15 protein-coding genes are annotated in these 17,242 nt (G+C 62.4%); 8 read left to right on the top strand and 7 right to left on the bottom strand.

The window, feature by feature from the left end; genetic code table 11:
- Window positions 1-133: 133 nt before the first annotated feature.
- From NH396_RS12070 to rbsD, 7 genes are all read right to left on the bottom strand, one after another.
- Window positions 134-1,345, bottom strand: coding sequence for a dicarboxylate/amino acid:cation symporter (locus NH396_RS12070; protein WP_176677183.1), 1,212 nt, complete (start codon window positions 1,343-1,345; stop codon window positions 134-136).
- 192 nt (window positions 1,346-1,537) lie between these two features.
- Window positions 1,538-2,674 (bottom strand): MFS transporter, encoded by a 1,137-nt coding sequence (locus tag NH396_RS12065; RefSeq protein WP_176677182.1) that lies wholly within the window; start codon window positions 2,672-2,674, stop codon window positions 1,538-1,540.
- Between the two features lie 333 nt (window positions 2,675-3,007).
- A complete protein-coding gene (locus NH396_RS12060) occupies window positions 3,008-4,033 on the bottom strand; it encodes a LacI family DNA-binding transcriptional regulator (RefSeq protein WP_253063988.1) in 1,026 nt (341 codons plus the stop codon).
- 158 nt (window positions 4,034-4,191) lie between these two features.
- Window positions 4,192-5,085 carry a ribose ABC transporter substrate-binding protein RbsB gene (gene rbsB / locus NH396_RS12055; RefSeq protein ID WP_176677180.1) on the bottom strand — a complete coding sequence of 298 codons (894 nt, stop codon included), beginning with the start codon at window positions 5,083-5,085 and terminating at the stop codon, window positions 4,192-4,194.
- 145 nt (window positions 5,086-5,230) lie between these two features.
- Window positions 5,231-6,208 (bottom strand): ribose ABC transporter permease, encoded by a 978-nt coding sequence (gene rbsC, locus NH396_RS12050; protein WP_107334720.1) that lies wholly within the window; start codon window positions 6,206-6,208, stop codon window positions 5,231-5,233.
- A complete protein-coding gene (locus tag NH396_RS12045) occupies window positions 6,208-7,839 on the bottom strand; it encodes a sugar ABC transporter ATP-binding protein (RefSeq protein ID WP_176677179.1) in 1,632 nt (543 codons plus the stop codon). The genes rbsC and NH396_RS12045 overlap by 1 nt, the downstream gene beginning before the upstream one ends.
- Window positions 7,839-8,459: a D-ribose pyranase gene (gene rbsD / locus NH396_RS12040; protein ID WP_366071727.1), complete on the bottom strand. Its 621-nt coding sequence runs from the start codon at window positions 8,457-8,459 to the stop codon at window positions 7,839-7,841. The genes NH396_RS12045 and rbsD overlap by 1 nt, the downstream gene beginning before the upstream one ends.
- 158 nt (window positions 8,460-8,617) lie before the next feature.
- Between rbsD and fliD the strand changes: the two genes are divergently transcribed.
- The 8 genes from fliD to motB all read left to right on the top strand — a co-directional run bounded on the left by fliD (window position 8,618) and on the right by motB (window position 17,147).
- Window positions 8,618-10,075, top strand: a complete 1,458-nt coding sequence (fliD, locus tag NH396_RS12035; protein ID WP_176677177.1) for a flagellar filament capping protein FliD — start codon at window positions 8,618-8,620, stop codon at window positions 10,073-10,075.
- A gap of 195 nt (window positions 10,076-10,270) precedes the next feature.
- Window positions 10,271-10,672, top strand: coding sequence for a flagellar export chaperone FliS (gene fliS, locus NH396_RS12030; protein WP_176677176.1), 402 nt, complete (start codon window positions 10,271-10,273; stop codon window positions 10,670-10,672).
- A gap of 2 nt (window positions 10,673-10,674) precedes the next feature.
- The gene (locus NH396_RS12025; protein ID WP_176677175.1) at window positions 10,675-11,010 is read left to right on the top strand and encodes a flagellar protein FliT; all 336 of its coding nucleotides are present in this window, start codon (window positions 10,675-10,677) and stop codon (window positions 11,008-11,010) included.
- Window positions 11,011-11,112: 102 nt separating this feature from the next.
- Window positions 11,113-13,020, top strand: coding sequence for a hypothetical protein (locus NH396_RS12020; RefSeq protein ID WP_176677174.1), 1,908 nt, complete (start codon window positions 11,113-11,115; stop codon window positions 13,018-13,020).
- Between the two features lie 926 nt (window positions 13,021-13,946).
- A complete protein-coding gene (flhD, locus tag NH396_RS12015; RefSeq protein ID WP_306424410.1) occupies window positions 13,947-14,279 on the top strand; it encodes a flagellar transcriptional regulator FlhD in 333 nt (110 codons plus the stop codon).
- Window positions 14,279-14,845, top strand: coding sequence for a flagellar transcriptional regulator FlhC (gene flhC / locus NH396_RS12010; protein WP_054556600.1), 567 nt, complete (start codon window positions 14,279-14,281; stop codon window positions 14,843-14,845). The genes flhD and flhC overlap by 1 nt, the downstream gene beginning before the upstream one ends.
- 296 nt (window positions 14,846-15,141) lie before the next feature.
- Window positions 15,142-16,011, top strand: a complete 870-nt coding sequence (gene motA, locus NH396_RS12005) for a flagellar motor stator protein MotA (protein ID WP_176677172.1) — start codon at window positions 15,142-15,144, stop codon at window positions 16,009-16,011.
- Window positions 16,012-16,172: 161 nt separating this feature from the next.
- Complete coding sequence (motB, locus tag NH396_RS12000; protein WP_176677171.1) at window positions 16,173-17,147, top strand: flagellar motor protein MotB; 975 nt, start codon at window positions 16,173-16,175, stop codon at window positions 17,145-17,147.
- Window positions 17,148-17,242 lie beyond the last annotated feature (95 nt).

Below are 17,242 nucleotides of genomic sequence, written 5' to 3'. Positions count from 1 at the left end.
TGGCCGCGGGCATGAAAAAGCCCCGTCTCCGAAAGGAGGCGGGGCTTTTGACGACTGTCAGCGCAGGTGGCTCAGCTCACTTCTTGCACGGCTCAGAGCATGCGACTGCTCACGGCTCAGCACATAGGGCAGCTCACGGCTGTGAGCGTGCCACTGGTGCTTCGCTGGTCGCGGCATCCAGTTCCTGCGTAGTCACCACACCATCGCGGCGCGCGAAGTGATCGACCCACAGCGCGATCACGCCATCGCCGGTGACGTTAGTGGCGGTGCCGAAGCTGTCCTGGGCCAGATACAGCGCGATCATCAGGCCAAGTTCCGCCTCGCCAAAGCCGAGCATGCTGCCCAGCACGCCCAGCGCCGCCATCACCGCGCCACCCGGTGCTCCGGGCGCGGCGATCATGGTCAGGCCCAGCATGATCAAGAACGGAATCACTTCGCCGAGGCTTGCGAGTGCCAGGTTGTGGCTCATCATCATCACGGCAGTGGCGCAGGTGACGATGGTGATGGTGGAACCGGACAGGTGGATGGTGGCGCACAGCGGCACGCTGAAGTTGGCCACTTCATCGCTGACGCCGTTGGCCTTGGTCTGACGCAGGCTGACCGGGATGGTCGCCGCCGACGACATGGTGCCCAGCGCCGTCAGGTAGGCCGGCAGCATGTTGCGCAAGAGGCCCAGCGGAGAACGACGCTGGATCAGGCCGGTGATCAGGTAGGCCGTGCTCAGCCAGATCCAGTGCATCACGATCGCCAGCACCAGCACCTTCCAGAAGGTATCCAGTGTCGACAGCGCCTTGCCCTCGTAGGCCATCTCGGCAAAGGTGCCGGCGATGAACAGGGGCAGCAGCGGGATGATGACGCGATTGAGGAATACCTCGACCACTTCACGCGATTCGAAGACGGCGCTTTTCAGGGTCGGCAGTTCGCGGCGGCTGATGACCACGCCGAACACGAAGGCCAGCACCAGGGCTGTCATCACCGGCAGTGCCGCGGGGATTTCGAGATCAAGAAAGGGAGTCAGGGCATCGCGGCCTTCAGCGACCGGCGCCATGCCGGACAGCATGCCGGGCAGCAGGTTGCTGGCCACCAGGAAGGCGAAGATGCCGGCCAGAATCGTCGACCCGTAGGCCATGCCGACGGTGCGACCGAGCATGGCGCCGGAATTCTTCGGCAGCGACGCGATGCCGCTCATGACGTAGAACAGGATGATCAACGGGATGGTGAAGTTGATCAGCTGGCCGATGATGACCTTGGCGGTCAGCGCGGCACGTACGAGGGCATCCGGGGCCATCAGGCCGATCAGCAGGCCGGCAATGATGCCGAGGATAAGTTTGACGATGAGCTTCATGTGGATCTCGAGGGTTTGACGGGTTCTTGCCCCGATAACGGGTCGTGAATCGCGTACCACCTCGGCGACGCACCGAAATGGCGCGCAGAGTTTACCTGAATTGCCTCACCATTTCAGGCGCTCTCCCAGACGCCGAATCCTGCGGCTCGTGCGCGGGGATTCGGCGTGCTGATCGGCTGCCATTTCAGACGTTCAACTGGCCCCCGTGTGGCGTTGCTTCACACGATGATGAACCAGTGCCAGCGCTGCCAGTGCCAGCCCGAACAGCGACATGCCCTGCCAGCCATAGATGCTCATCATCTTGACGCCGATGGCGGAACCGGCTGCCGCACCGAGGTAGTAGCACAGCATGTAGACGGCGTTCATGCGGCTCTGGGCCTTGGGGTCGATCGAGAATACGCGCACCTGGTTGGGAATCTGGGCCGCGAAGACGCCCAGGTCCAGCAGGATGATGCCGACGATCAGTCCGGCCAGGCTGTCGCTCCACACGCTGAGTACCGCGAAGGATGCCAGCACCGTCACCAAGGCGAAGCTGATCAGGCGCCCCGCGCCGACACGATTGACCAGTCGGCCCGCCGCCTTGGCACCGAAGATGCCCGCCAGTCCGATGATGCCGAACAGTCCCGCCTGCTGGACGCTGTAGTCAAACGGCGCATCAGTGACATGAATGGCCAGCGACGCCCACATGGCATTGAAGGCCGCGAACCATAGCGCGCCGGTCAGTGCGGACTCTCGCAGCAGGGCATGTTGCTTGAACAGCGTGCCCATCGAGGCGATCAGTCTGGGGTAGGCCATCTGCACGGCAGGCGCACGGCTGGGCAGGTGACGATGCAGCAGCACACCGATGATGACGGTGAGGATGGCCGCGACCAGGAAGACGCTGCGCCAGCCCCAGTATCCGCCGATGCTGCCGCTCAGGGTGCGTGACAGCAGTATGCCGATGGTCAGCCCCGTCATCAGGGTGGCGATGTTCTTGCCGCGCGCCTTGGGGGTGGACAGCGAGGCGGTCAGCGGAATCAGCTGCTGGGTGATGTTGGCGCCCAGCCCGGCCACGAAGCTTGCCAGCAACAGCGGCCAGAAGCTGGGGGCCAGGAAGATGCCCAGTGAGGCCAGTGCCAAGGTGATGGACAGATTGCGGATCAGCTGGCGCCTGTCCATGGTGTCGCCCAGCGGCGAGATCAGCAGGATGGCTGCGGCGTAGCCGAATTGGGTCGCGGAGGGGATCAGGCCGATCATGCCCTGGCTCACGCCCAGTGAGCGGGCCATCTCCGCCAGCAGCGGCTGGTTGTAGTACAGATTGGCGGCGGTCGCGGCGACCGCGATCGCCATCAGCCACAACAACCCGCGGCCAATGGCGGGCGTGCTGTCAGCCTCTGGTGTCGATGTCGGCGTGTCAGTGCCTGCCTGGACAGTATCTGATCGCGCAGTGTCCGATGGGGAAGTGCTTGAAGGGGAAGTGCCTGTCACCTGGGTGTCCTCATGTGCGTGCTGCCAGCCGTGGCAGCGGTGATTCACGAGGGGCAGGGTAGGCAGTGTTCACCTATAAGAGAAATGTTGGTGTTTGATATGTTTGATGCTCACCCGGTATAGATCTGTGATCTAGCCTGAAGGCGCTCAATCCTGGCTGTGCTCAAGCGTGGCTGTGCTCAAACACGGCTGCGCTCAAGCCTGACCCTGAAGGCGCTGGTCTGGCCGCGCGACACTGTCGCGTTCCACCAGCCTCGGGGCCAGTTGGGTCTGGCCCGGGAAGGGAGTGCCTTCCAGACGTGCGATCAGCTGGTCTACCGCCGTGGTGCCCAACGCATATATCGGCTGGCGGATGGTGGTCAGGGCGGGTGAGAGGTAGGCACTGATCTCGATATCGTCGTAGCCGATGATCGAGAGTTGCTGAGGTACCTCAAGGCCCAGGTCCTGGGCGGCGCGCAGACAGCCCAGCGCCAGCAGGTCATTGAAGGCGAAGATGGCATCGGGTCTGTCGGCCGGATTGGCCAGCAGCAGGTGGGCCGCGCGATGACCGTCGGCCAGCATCAACTGGGTCGCGATCTGCCAGTCCTCGGCGAGTCCCAGGCCAGCGGCGTGCAGGGCGTCCAGTGCGCCGCTCAGGCGCTCGCGGGAACGGGGATGATCATGAGGCCCGGTCAGCAGGGCGATGCGCTCGATCCCCTGCCCCAGCAGGTGCTCGATGGCAAGTTTCCCCCCCAGGCGTGAATCGTCATTGACCACCGTCATGTCCCAGCCTGGCTGGGGCTCGGCGTCCATCATCACCGTCGGCAGTGGCAGGGCGCTGAGCGCCTCGAGAAAGCCGGCACCGTTCTCGGCGGTCATCACCACCAGTCCATCGATGCGTCGGTCCCGCAGTGTCTCGAGATAGCTGAGCTGCTTGGCGTCGATATCGTCGCTGTTGCACAGAATCAGGCTGTAGCCCGCCTGGTAGCAGCGGTCCTCGACGCCGCGGATCACCTCGGCGAAGAAGGGGTTGTGCGCACTGGTGACGATCATCCCCAGGGTGCGGCTGCGGTTGGATTTCAGGGCGCGGGCGACGCTGTCCGGTCGATAGCCGAGCGCGGCGATCGATTCGCGTACCCGGGCTTCGGTCGCGCTGGCCACCGGACGGGTGGCATTCACGACATGCGACACCGTGGTCACCGAAACACCGGCGTGTGCCGCCACATCCTTGAGTCGAATCACTTTTCTATCCCTGGTGGTGAGCCTGATGATGAAAGTCGAGCGGGCGTCACTGGCCCTGCAGGGCGAGCAAGACACGCCATTGATGGGAAGACGAAAAAACGCCGGCCAGTGGCCGGCGTCCTGTTTCGCGATGCAGGCGGCGTGAGCCGTGGGATCGCTTATTCGGTGATCAGCTTGAGCGGCACGGAGATGGTCTTCTCGACGTCCTCGTCCTTGAGCAGCTTGTCGGCGGTATCGACGCCGAGGCTGCCGATCAGCGCCGGCTGCTGGGCGACGGTGGCGTCCATCTTGCCGGCCTGCACGGCCTTGATGCCTTCATCGGTGCCATCGAAGCCGACCAGCAGGGTGTCCTTGCCGGCGGCCTGCAAGGCACGCTGGGCGCCCAGCGCCATCTCGTCGTTCTGGGCGAACACGGCATTCACGCCCGGGTGCGCCTGCAGCAGGTTTTCCATCACGTTCAGGCCCTGGGTGCGATTGAAGTTGGCCGGCTGAGTGGCCACCAGGCTGAGGCCTGACTGGCCGTCGATGGCCTTCATGAAGCCTTCACCGCGATCACGCGTGGCCGAGGCGCCGGCGACGCCTTCCAGCTGCACGATTTCACCCTTGCCTGCGAGTTTCTCGGCGATGAAATTGCCTGCCAGTTCGCCACCGGCGACGTTGTCGGAGGCGACGTGCGCCGCGACGCGACCGCCGTTGGCGCTACGATCCAGTGTCACCACCGGCACATCACGGCCATTGGCGGTGCGCACGCTTGAGACCACGGCATCGGAGTCGGTCGGGTTGATCAGCAGCAGATCGACGCCGCGGGACAGGGCGTCCTCGACGTTGGACAGCTCACGCGCAGCGTCATCGCCGGAATCCAGCACGATCAGTTCGTGGCCCAGTTCCTCGGCCTTGTCCTTGGCACCCTGCTGGAGGCTGACGAAGAACGGGTTGTTCAGCGTCGAGACCACCAGCGCGATCTTGTCGGCCATGGCGGATTGTACCGGCATCATGCTCAGGCCTGCGGCAGTGATGGCGGTGGTCAGCGTGGAGGTGAGCAGTTTTTTCATGGCGATGGTCCTTTCGTTGTTGTCGGCGACCCGCTGGAGGGCCCCCGTGGTTGGCGCACGGGGGCGAGGGTCTTCGATGCTGCCGGGAATGAAACCGTATCGTGTATTACGTACTTGCTCTTCTATTTCTTCGGTACTTGCGCTTCTATTTCTGCGCGCGGCTGTCGATCAGTACCGCGAGCAGTATGACGGCGCCCTTGGCGATCATCTGGTAGTAGCTGGAGACGCCCATGATGTTCAGCGCATTGTTGAGCACGCCGATCACCAGTGCTCCGATCAAGGTGCCGAAGATGCGCCCGCGGCCACCCATCAGGCTGGTGCCGCCGATGACGACTGCTGCGATGGCGTCCAGCTCATAGCCGGTACCGGCATTCGGCTGTGCCGAGCCGAGACGCGCGGCGAGGATGGCGCCGGCCAGTGCCGCGAAGGCACCCGCGATGGCATAGACGCTGATCTTGATGCGATTGACGTTGATGCCGGACAGGCGCGCGACCTTCTCACCACCCCCGACCGCATAGACGTGGCGCCCGAAGCGGGTGTGATGCAGCACGCCCCAGCACAGCACGTAGACGAAGAACATCATGTAGATCGGAATCGGCACGCCGAGCCAGTAACCGCCGCCCAGATTCCAGAAGCTGTCCGCGGCTTCGCTGACGCCGATGGAGACCGGACGGCCATCGGTGTAGACGAGCGTGGCACCGCGCAGCACCGTCATCGCCACCAGGGTGACGATAAAGGCCTGGATGCGACCGAAGGCGACGAAAAGGCCGGAAATGGCGCCCAGGCCAGCACCGGCGATGATGGTGCCCGGCACGCTCAGCCAGGGGGAGAGGCCGGCGGCGGTCATCGAGGCCGCGAAAGCGCCGGTCAGCGCCAGTACCGCGCCAACAGACAGATCGATGCCCGCGGTGAGAATGACGAAGGTCACGCCCATGGCGATGATGGCATTGATGCTGGTCTGGCGAAGCACGTTGAGCAGGTTGTCAGATGACAGGAAGTTGTCGGACAGGCCGGCACTCACGGCGATCAACAGGGCCAGCGCGATCAGCGCCTTGTTGTCGACCAGCAGACGCATGACGTCGAGGCGGCGGCCGCTGGCGGCAGAGGAAGAAGGAGTAGACATCAGTTCGGCATCTCGTGGCGGGAAGCGGAGGAATCGGGGGTAGAAGACGGGCGGGTCGCACCGCGTGGTGCAGCGCTGGACGTTGACGTGCCATTCGCGGCGTCGTTGCCACTGCTGAGGGGGCTCTCGAGGCCGGAGGCCGCGGTCATGATCGCTTCCTGGGTCGCGTTCTCTCGGCTGAACTCGCCGGAGATGCGCCCGTCGGCGACCACCAGAATGCGATCGGCCAGGCCGAGCAGTTCGGGCATCTCCGAGGAGATAAGCAGTACGCACTTGCCCTGGCGCTTGAGCTCGTTGATCAGCAGGTAAATCTCGCGCTTGGCACCGACATCCACGCCACGGGTCGGTTCATCGAGAATTACCAGCTCCGGCGCCGGCATCAATGCCTTGGCCAGTGATACCTTCTGCTGGTTGCCGCCGGACAGCGTATCGACCGGCTGGTCGGTATTGCTGACCTTGATCTGCATGCTCTTGACGAAGCTTTCGACGGCGGCGGCTTCCTCGCCATGGCGTATGCGCCCGAACGCACCACAGAAGCTGGGCAGGGCGCTCAACGACATGTTGCTGGCCACCGAGTGAGGGAGAATCAGGCCCGCCTGCTTGCGGTCTTCCGGCACATACACCAGGCCCGCGGCCAATGCCTCGGCCGGCGAGGCGAAGCGCACCGGCTGGCCATGCAGCTTCACGCTGCCGGCGTTGATACGGGTATCGCCGCACAGGGCGCGGGCCAGTTCGGTGCGCCCGGCGCCCATCAGGCCGCCAAAGCCGAGCACTTCCCCGCGACGGGCCGAGAAGCTGATGCCCTTGACGCCCGGCGCCTCGAGATCCTCGACCTCGAGCATCGCTTCGCCATCAGGGGTGGCGGGCGTATAAGGGTAGCGCTCGGCCAGCTCGCGGCCGACCATCAGGCGAATCAGGCCATCCTCATCCAGTTCCGCCGTCGGGCCCTGGTGGATCATCTGGCCATCGCGCAGCACGGCGACTTCATCGCACATGCTGAAGATCTCGTTCAGGCGGTGGGTGATCAGGACCAGCGAGCGGCCCTCGGCGCGCAGCTCGGCCACGACCTCAGCGAGAATCTCGGTCTCGATGTCGGTCAGCGCATCGGTGGGCTCATCCATGATGATGATCTCGGCGTCCAGCGACAGCGCACGCGCGATCTCGACCATCTGCTGCTGACCGATGCTCAGCTCGCTGACTGCGGTGCGGGAATCCAGCGATTGGCGCAGGCGGTCGAGCAGCTGGCGGGCATCGCGGTGTAGACGCTTCCAGTCGACGGTGCCCAGCGCGGTACGTGGCTCACGGCCGAGAAAGATGTTCTCGCCGGCGGACAGGCCCGGCACCAGATTGAGTTCCTGATGGATAATGGCGATGCGGCTGTCCATTGCCTGACGTGGAGTGGTGAAGACCACTTCCTCGTCACGCAGCCACAGCGTGCCGGCGTCATAGCGATAGACGCCGGAGAGAATCTTCATCAGCGTCGACTTGCCTGCGCCATTCTCACCGGCCAGCGCATGCACGCGCCCCGCGCGCAGGGTCAAGTCGACACCCTTGAGTACGCTGACCCCTGAGAAGCCCTTGTCGATGCCCTTGAGTGCCATCAGCACTCTCGGTTGTGCATGGCTCTGCATCAGAAGGGCACCCCACAGTGCAGGATCACGTTGGCGTACGGCGTGCACTCGCCCGTGCGCACGATGACGCTCGCCTCGGGCAACGCCGCCTTGAAGGCTTCATGACTGAGTTGCTGGCGAGCGATCGGCGTGAGTGACAGACGATCCAGTGTATCCAGGCGTTCGACGACGGCGTTGTGGAAGGAGGGACTCTTGACCGGCAGCTCCTCGGCCAGGGTCGTGGCCTCGATGCACAGCTCGGCCAGCAGGGCGTCCAGCACCGGCAGCATGGCGGGCAGGCCGGGGACCACCGCGAGATCGACACAGGGCACGCCCTCGGGAATCGGCAGGCCGGCGTCGGCGATCACCACGGTGTGGGTATGGCCGAGACGGGCGAGGTGGCCACTGAGAGGTCCGTTCAAGATGCCGTGTCGTTTCACGTCGCAGTCCTTGGGTAAAGCAGGAATGAGTCGATCCAGTGTCTGAATCCGCTGGTTCACAATGGCGCCAATTATGAACCGCAAACGTTTGCGGTGCGGTAAGCGATACGTCGTAGGCGCTGTAGGGTGGCTACCTTTCTGTAGTCTGAGGTCTAGTGCGGGGTGTTCTCGGGAGGTGAGCGTTAAAGAGAAGGCGCTCATGCAAGAGAATGTGTGAACAAGAAAGTCCTCAAGTTCACCAGGCCCGTGCCGATAGCCCCAACACTCAGACAGACAAATACGCCCGGTATGCGTGCTTTTTCGCCTGATGGCGACTCTGCGGGCATGTAAAAATACCTTCACCCTATCGAGAGGTGCATATGGCGACGATTTCATCGCTGGGGATTGGCTCTGGGCTCGACCTCAACAGTCTGCTGACGGATTTGGAGACGGCAGAGCGTCAGAAGCTCACGCCGATCGAGAACCAGCAGGCAAGTTACGAAGCCGAGTTGTCGGCCTGGGGCACGATTCAAAGTCGCCTGGAATCCCTGGATACCGCCGCCGCGGCGTTGGCCGATGCCGAGACCTATGCCGGCATGACGACCACTGCCAGTGGCTCGGGCGTCAGTGCCACGGCAACCTCGGAAGTGAGTGCGGGCAGTTATTCGGTGGCTGTCACCCAGCTGGCACAGGCGCAGAGTCTGGCGACGGCGGGGCAGGCGAGCCGCGATGAGGCCATCGGTGATGGCACCGCGACCACGCTGACGCTGTCATTGGGCACGCTGGCCAGTGACGGCAGCTATGCGGCGGACGCCGAGCGCAGCGCCGGCATCGTCATCGACGAGAGTAACAACACGCTGGAAGGCATTCGTGATGCCATCAATGAGGCGGGTCTCGGGGTCACGGCCTCGATCGTCAATGATGGTTCCGACACGCCGTATCGCCTGGTGATGACCTCGGATGAGACGGGCAACGAGGCGGTGATGAGCCTCGCGACCAGCGGCGAGGTGGCAGAGCTCGAGAGCCTGCTCAGCCATGACCCGGCGAGCTATGACGCGACAAGCAGTGACCCGGCCGCCAGCGGGATGGAGCAAGTCGTCGCGGCGCGCAATGCCGAATTCAGCGTCAACGGCATCAGCATGCAAGCCACCTCCAATGACATTGATGATGCCGTGGATGGTTTGACCCTGACGCTGAGCGAGACGAATACGACTGCGAGCGTGATCACCGTCAAGGAGAACGCCGAGTCTGTGAGCAAGGCGATGGAGACCTTCGTCAATGCCTACAACGATCTTCAGGACACCATCGACAATTACACCGCCTTCAATGCCGATGAAGGGACCGCGGGGGAACTGCTGGGGGACTCGACGCTGCGCACCATCGAGAGCCGCCTGACCTCGGCGCTGAATTTCACCAGTGAGGGCGATTTCTATGCGCTCTCCTCGCTGGGAGTGAGCCGTACCAACGATGGCAAGCTCGAATTCGACAGCGCCGTGATCGAGGCCGCCGACAGTGTTCAGCTGGCGGCGATGTCGGGGTTCTTCATCTCCGATGATGAGGCGGGTACCAGCGGCTTCGCCAGCCAGATGTCCAGTCTGCTGGAAGAGGTGGTCGGGGAAGACGGCACGCTGGAAGGCACCACGGAAGGCATCGAGGGGTCGCTCGAGAGTCTCGCCAGTCAGTATGAGCAGACCGAAGACACCATCGAGGCCACCATCGAGCGTTATCGGGAACAGTTCACGAAACTCGACATCCTGGTGGCCAACCTGACATCTACCAGTGATTACCTGACCAGTCAGCTGGAAACGCTGGAAAACAGCTGGGACATGACGGGCTGATCGGTAGCTGATGCCCCGAGACATTGGTCTTTGGCCACTGGGCCCAGGCCTGGACCATCCGCCATCTGCCATCCGCCATGCGCCTGCGAGATTCGATGAGTCCGGCCATGCCCGCAGTCGAGGCCACGTGCCGTCGACGGCTCCACATCTGACAGAGATACTGACAAACGTCATGAACAAGGGAAACCAATCACCATGAGTCGCTATCGTGGCGCCAATGCCTATGCCCGTGTCGGCGTGGAATCCGGTGTGCTTTCCGCCAGCCCGCACCAGTTGATCGTGATGTTGTTCGAGGGAGCAGACCGCGCGCTGGCGGCGGGGCGTCTGCAGATGGAGGCCGGCGACGTGGCCGCCAAGGGACAGTCGCTGGCCAAGGCGACCAGCATCGTCACCGAAGGTCTGCGTGCCTGCCTGGATCATGAGCAGGGCAATGAGGTCGCGACCAATCTCGATCGCATGTATGACTACATCGCGCGCCTGATCATGCAGGCCAACCTGAGCAACAGCCCGGAAAAGCTCGACGAGGCACGTCGCCTGCTCAACGAGCTGGGAGACGCCTGGCGTCAGATTGCCGTACACGACAAGGGAATGGGCTGACCATGGACAGCAATGCACTGCTCGCTGATGACACCTTCCAGCAATGCGATGAGCTGCTGGAGCAGATGAATGCCATGCTGCGCTCAGCGCGCCTGGGTGACTGGCCCGCGGTACTCGGCGGGCAGGCCAGCTATATCGAGAAGATGCAGCAGCTGCGCATGCCGCGAGGGGGCAACGCCGAGACGCGCAGGGCGCTGGAACAACGCCTGCGCACGCTGACCACGCTGGAGTCCGAGCTGACCGTCCAGCTCAAGGCGCGCCAGAGCCAGTTGCAGGAAGTGCTCGGGGACGTGAGTGCGCGCCGCAAGCTGGCCCGCAGCTATGGCCAGGGCAGCTGAAGCCAGCACAGCCAAGCTCGAGGAAGCTGCGACAAGGGCCGAGTCGCCGAGGCTGCGCGCATGACTCCCTGACGGCCTCTTTGGCAATGAGGATCGCACGACATGAGCGGCATCAATCCCTTGATCGATAGTCTGCTCCATCAGGTATTGGGGAGGGCGGCACAACCCCCGCCGCCGGCGGACTCCGGTGTCGTCTTCCCGACCTCCGCTCTCCAGTCGCGTCAGGGGTTGGGGGCGGAAGATGGCAAGGGAAGTGGTGGCCAGAATGGCGCCAATCCGCTCTTACAGATAGGCGCGGGAACAGGCTCAGGCGCAAGGCCTGCGGCCCCGTCATTGGATGCCAGTGCAGCGTTGCTGACAGCCACGCAAGCCTCCACTTCTCCCACTGGCGCCCTCGCGTCAGCTTCTTCCTCCCTCCCACCGTCCGGTGCTTACGTCGAGCTGACGACGCAGACACAGACGATGTCGCATTTGCTCGATGCTTTGTCACAGCTGGTGGCCAGCGGCTCGCCGTCCGCGCGGGTCGGGTTGGCGCTGCCGGAAGGGCAATCGCTGGCTTCTCTGCTGGCGCGCGGCCAGCCCTTGACCGGTCTTCTGGCCCCCATGGCGTTGTCCAGCGCATCACTTCACAGTCTGTCGGCGGCCTTGAGCCAGCAGATTCACCAGAGCGGGCTCTTCTACGAAGCGGACCTGCTCGCCTGGGTCGAGAATCGGGTGGGATTGGCCGACCTCGCCGGGCATCCTCAGCTTGCCAATGCCCGATTGGAGGCTCTGTTGGCCTGGCGGCAATGGCCGGTGCTGGCGGAGGCGCACTTCACCCCCTGGGAAGAGACGCGCGAGGGCGCCTTTGTCTGGCGCATGCGAGACATGCGAGAAGAGCTGCGCCGTGAGCCTCGCGCAGGCATGGCGCGGCCGAGCGGTGACATGCTGTTGTCGGCAGGTAGTGTGGACGTGGCCCGACATGGCGCCAGCGCCCATGAAGCCAGTGCGCTGGGTGCCTATCGCGCCAACATGCAATTGGGCGTCGCTCAACCTGCCGCCTCTGATGTGTCTCGCCAGGTGATTGGTTCAGATGCCCTTGCCAGCGGGCTGGTACAGCAACAGCTGTTGTTGATACTGGGTCAGCCCTTCAATTGGCAGGGGCTGTTGATGCCCGGGCTGCATGTCTTCTTCAGCCTCTATTTCCCGGGGCCGCCTTATCGGCACCGCTCGCGGGATGAGGGGGAGCGACGTGCAGCGCCATTGGCCGTGATACCCGTGGCTGCGCATGACGCTACACCTGACAGTCGCCGCAGTGATCACGGCGAGGCTCAGCAGTGGAAGATGTCGCTCACCCTGGTGGCAGGCGACAGCGATGGCGAGGAGGGCAGCGATCGCAAGTCACAGGTGACTTCCGAGCAGAGAAATCTTGCCGCGAAGGACAATGCGGAGCAGGGCGAAGATCAGACGCAAGCGTCAGCGCCAGCCAGTGCGGAAAGTGAGGGTGGTGAGAAGAGCAGGAGCAGTGATGCTTCAGAGAGGGCAACGCTTGCACTGAAGCTGACCTGGTATCAGCTCGCTGCGCCTGTGGCCTTGGTGGTCGAGATAGAGCGACTGACGCAACCCTCCAGCAACGCAGGCCAGCGTGATGCGGCCTTGCGCGAACTGCAGCATGCGCTCGCGCAAGGTCTGGCCGGGATGGCGCCCAGGGTGCACGTACGCCCCGTCGATGCAGTATCTGATCATGAGGCGCCCGCGTCTTCTGATGGCACATCTGTCGATGCCCCTCGGGCCACGGCAGAGCAAGCGACGGATTTCATGCATACCCAGGGTGAGAGGCTGGGGCAGCGCATCCAGCAGCGGGCCAACTCGCTGGGTCTGAGCGTGCATGAAATGCCCGAGCTGGTCGAAATGCTGGCCACCGGCCTGCCGGCACGCAAGGAATTGCCTACAGCCTTGATGCAGGTCGTCGTCAAGATCGCCGAGCTATGGGCCGAGAGGTATCGCTCACAGAAGGCGCCTCGCGAGTAAAATCCTCAAAATGTCCCGCCCTGCAGGGTGATGTTTCATCCTTGTACGATTCTTGCTCATTGAGCCCTGACGAATGTTTTTATGGCATGCCACTGCATGGCGACTGTGGAGGTGTGAAGTGACACTTCAGGCGTCACGCCATAGACCAGGATAGCGAGAAATATAATTTATTTATAATATTTAAATAAAGCGTCACTCAGGCGAACTGCTTGCGTGGATACGGTATTGAAACTCCGCCGAGGGTCGCCCTGTAAATGCAGCTCGATCCTGCATGTTGTTTGTGCCAGAACCCCCATATGCAGTGTTTTATTGTGTTGAAGCGGCGAGAGAAGCCCATTTGGGCGAGCCGCTGGCGGGTCCTCTCGCAGCGTTGAAATAGCAGATAGCCCGCCTTGGTCAAGTACTGACATCGCATTATCCCTCGCCTTTACGCAGGGGTAACTTGCTGTCTGTTGGCGGCCCGTTCGGGGCAATTGCTCGATATTGTACAAGGCATGCCCCGGGTGGCGGGAAAGGGGCAGGCCTGCCTTTCACGAAAATGCAACATCCTGTGCGCACCATCCGCTTGCTATTGATTTGTATGACAAATCTGGTGCATCGTGATTATGCAAGTCGTCTTGAAGACAAGATTGAGGGCTTTTCTGACGCACCTTGCTGCCATTTCGGCGGCTTGATGCAGCTTTTGTGCATATAGCGTAGTGGTATGTAAAAAAATGTTGATGAAGAGTCTGGTCCATTACGTGATTAAGTATTAGAATCGCCATCTTAAAGTGGGTGGCTCATCTGGTCATGAAGCCGCAAGCCCGCATGGTGCCACTGGCCCGGCGCCATTGAGTATTTCGTTACATCACATCAAAATCATAAGGAATGACGGTCGAGCGCCAGGGTTGGCGGTAGCTCGGGACGATCAGACCACTCAGGGAATCATGATGTCCTCACTGCTCAATGATATACAGAGTGTCAATCTGTCGTATCTTCTGCTTGTGCAGCGCTTGTTGGTCGAAGATACGGAAATGGCGCTGGTACGCCTGGGTCTCGATCAAGAGATGGCGGATCTATTGTCTGGCATGAGTGTCAGTCAGCTGGTGTCGTTGTCGTCCTGCAATCAACTGCTGTGCGAGCTGGCGTTGGATGATGCCTCGCAGCTCAAGGGAGTATTGCAGGGTGGGCGCGACCAGGATTTCAGCGCGATGCACACTGCCATGCTGCTGAATGCGCGTCAGAACGATGCTGGACTTCGCCAGGTGGGAGTCAGCTGATGACCCAGAAAAGTCTCGTCGATGAACTGCAACAGCTGCAGTTGGCAGTAGAGTTGATCGAACTGGGGGCCCGCCTGCAGGTGCTCGAGACGGAAACGGAGATCAGCCGCGCGCGTCTGGTCAAGCTGTACAAGGAAGTTCGTGGTGTCTCGCCGCCCAAGGGCATGCTGCCGTTTTCCACCGACTGGTTCATGACCTGGCAGCCCAATCTGCATGCATCGCTGTTCCACGGTTTCTACCGTCGGCTCAAGGCGCAGGGCGCGTCGCGCATGAATGCTTTCGTCAAGGCTTATCGCTTCTACCTGGAGCATGTCGGCGAAGACGAGCCGGTGCTGGCGCTCACGCGCGCCTGGACACTGGTGCGCTTTTTCGAAAGCGATCTGCTGGAAGTGGCCAGCTGCAAGACCTGCAGTGGTCATTTCGTGGTGCACGCCCACACGCCATCACACGATTACGTGTGTGGCATCTGTCAGCCGCCATCGCGTGCCGGCAAGACGGCCGCCCGTCGCAAGGCCCGTGAAGAACTGGCACTGGAGCAGTCGGCAGCCGTCGCCAGTCTCGGCTGATAGCTGTCTTCTGTCTCGTGTCAGTGAAGGCGCCAGGCGAACGAGCAAGACGAGTGTGCAAAGATCAGAAGGCTTGCCCATCCCCGGGCAAGCCTTCTTGCGTTTTGCGGCAGTGATTACCCGGCTGTCTCGATGCCGACTGTTTCGACCCTGACTGTTTCGACCATGGCTCATTCGGCCATTGTGCTTTCCACAGCGACTGCCTCAACGAATAATCCGCCGTGACCCTAAAGACATGCTCAGCGACGCCGATAGTCAGACTCATGCGACGTTGACCGAATGCCAAGGGGGTTATTGTGTTGTTGTTCATAGGCTATCTAGTGGTCATCGGGTCCACCCTGGGCGGGTATCTGATGGTGGGCGGGCACCTGGCGGTGCTGATGCAGCCCGCGGAATTGCTCATCATCTGCGGCTCTGCCGTCGGCGCCTTTCTGGCCGGCAACAACGGCAAGGCCATCAAGGCCACCGGCAAGGCATTCTCGAAGTTGAAGCGCACGCGTGGCTACAACAAGTCCCTGTACATGGAAGTCATCGGGCTGCTGTATCTGCTGCTGTCACGTGCCCGTCAGCAGGGCATGCTGGCGATCGAGCAGGACATCGACAACCCGCAGGAAAGCGCCTTGTTCGCCGAGTATCCGCGCCTGCTCTCCGACCCCATTCTGATGAATTTCATCACCGACTACCTGCGCCTGATGGTCAGCGGCAACATGGACCCCTTCGAGCTCGAGTCGCTGATGGAGCACGAGATCGAGACCTTCAAGCACGAGACCGAGATTCCGGTGCATTCCCTCTCGGCGGTGGCCGATGGCCTGCCGGCCTTCGGGATCGTTGCCGCCGTGATGGGGGTGGTGCATGCGCTGGCCTCGGCGGACCAGGGCGCCGCCCAGCTGGGCGTGTTGATCGCCAATGCCATGGTCGGCACCTTCCTCGGCATCCTGCTGGCCTATGGCTTCGTCACGCCGGTCGCCAACAAGATCCAGCACGAGGTGCACGAGGCCGTGAAGATGATGCAGTGCATTCGCGTCATCCTGATGGCCTCACTCAATGGCTACGCTCCGCAGGTCGCGGTGGAATTCGGCCGCAAGGCGTTGTTCACCGCCGAGCGTCCCAGCTTCAACGAGCTGGAAGAGCATGTGCGCGAGATCAAGAACAAGGGTGCGGGCTGATATGGCGTTGCAGTCTCTCGCAAGTGCGTCAGTCGCAAGTGCATCACTCACAAATGCGGCAGTCTCAAGTGCGCCCGTCACTTGCGTGTCAGTGACACAGGTGTCGCTGGCTGTCCTGGTCGAGGCAGTGGGTGTCTCTGGACTGAAGCTCGGAGGTCTCGATGAGTGAAGAGCGCAGACCCATCGTCATCAAGCGGCCGCGTATCGTCAAAGGCCATCATGGCGGTGGCTGGAAGATCGCCTACGCCGACTTCATGACCGCGATGATGGCCTTCTTCCTGGTCATGTGGGTGATCTCGAATGCCTCGGATGAGGACCTGCGGGAAATCTCCGATTATTTCGGTGCGCCGCTGGAAGTCTCGCTGCTGGGGGGCGATCGCAGTTCGGCCTCCAGCAGTGCCATTCCCGGCGGCGGCTTCATGGCCGAGCAGACCCAGGGCGAGAAGGGCGCTGATCTGCAACGCCTGCAGCGTCAGGCGCTGGCCGATGATTCTCGCATGGCCGCCCTTCGCGACGAGATCGACACCACCATGGCGCAGCGCATGGCCGATGACGCGGACCTGGCCGAACTGCGAGAACAGCTGCAGATCGAGCTGACCTCCGAAGGCTTGCGTATCCAGATCACCGATAGCGATCAGCACCCGATGTTCGCGTTGGGCAGCAAGCAACCTTCGCCACAGCTTTCGCAGCTGCTTGGCTTGCTGGCGCCGATTCTCAAGCGGCTGCCCAATCATCTGAGCATCACCGGGCATACCGATAATCGCCCCTTCGTCGGCGAAGGCGGCTACGGCAACTGGGAGCTCTCCACCGATCGCGCCAATGCCGCCCGCCGCGTGCTCGGAAACAGTGGGCTGCCCTATGAGCGCATCGTGCGCGTGGTTGGCATGGGCTCGCGCATCAGCCTCGACAGCCAGAATCCCGAGGCCGCCATCAATCGTCGCATCAGCCTGATGGTGCTCAGCCAGTCGGCCTATCGCGATATCACCGACAGCAACGGCGTCAATCCCCAGCCCGCCGAGGACATCAACAGCCTGCGCGAGCGTCTCGAGCAACTGGCAAGCCCGGTGCGCGTGACGAATCCCGTCGCTGGCAGTCCCGTCACCGACAGTTCCGTCGCCTTCGAGCTGGACAGCTGAGTGCTGAGTGCCTTGCAGCAGTATGAGGTCGGTGACCTGCTAGATAGCCTCCGTTTCTAGCCTTCCGCGGAGTGGCTCCTGATGGTCCTTGTTCT

The organism is Cobetia sp. Dlab-2-AX (assembly GCF_024124625.1).
GTDB lineage: Bacteria > Pseudomonadota > Gammaproteobacteria > Pseudomonadales > Halomonadaceae > Cobetia.
The sequence above is the reverse complement of the archived record's forward strand: the minus strand, read 5'-3'. Positions and strand labels throughout refer to the sequence as shown.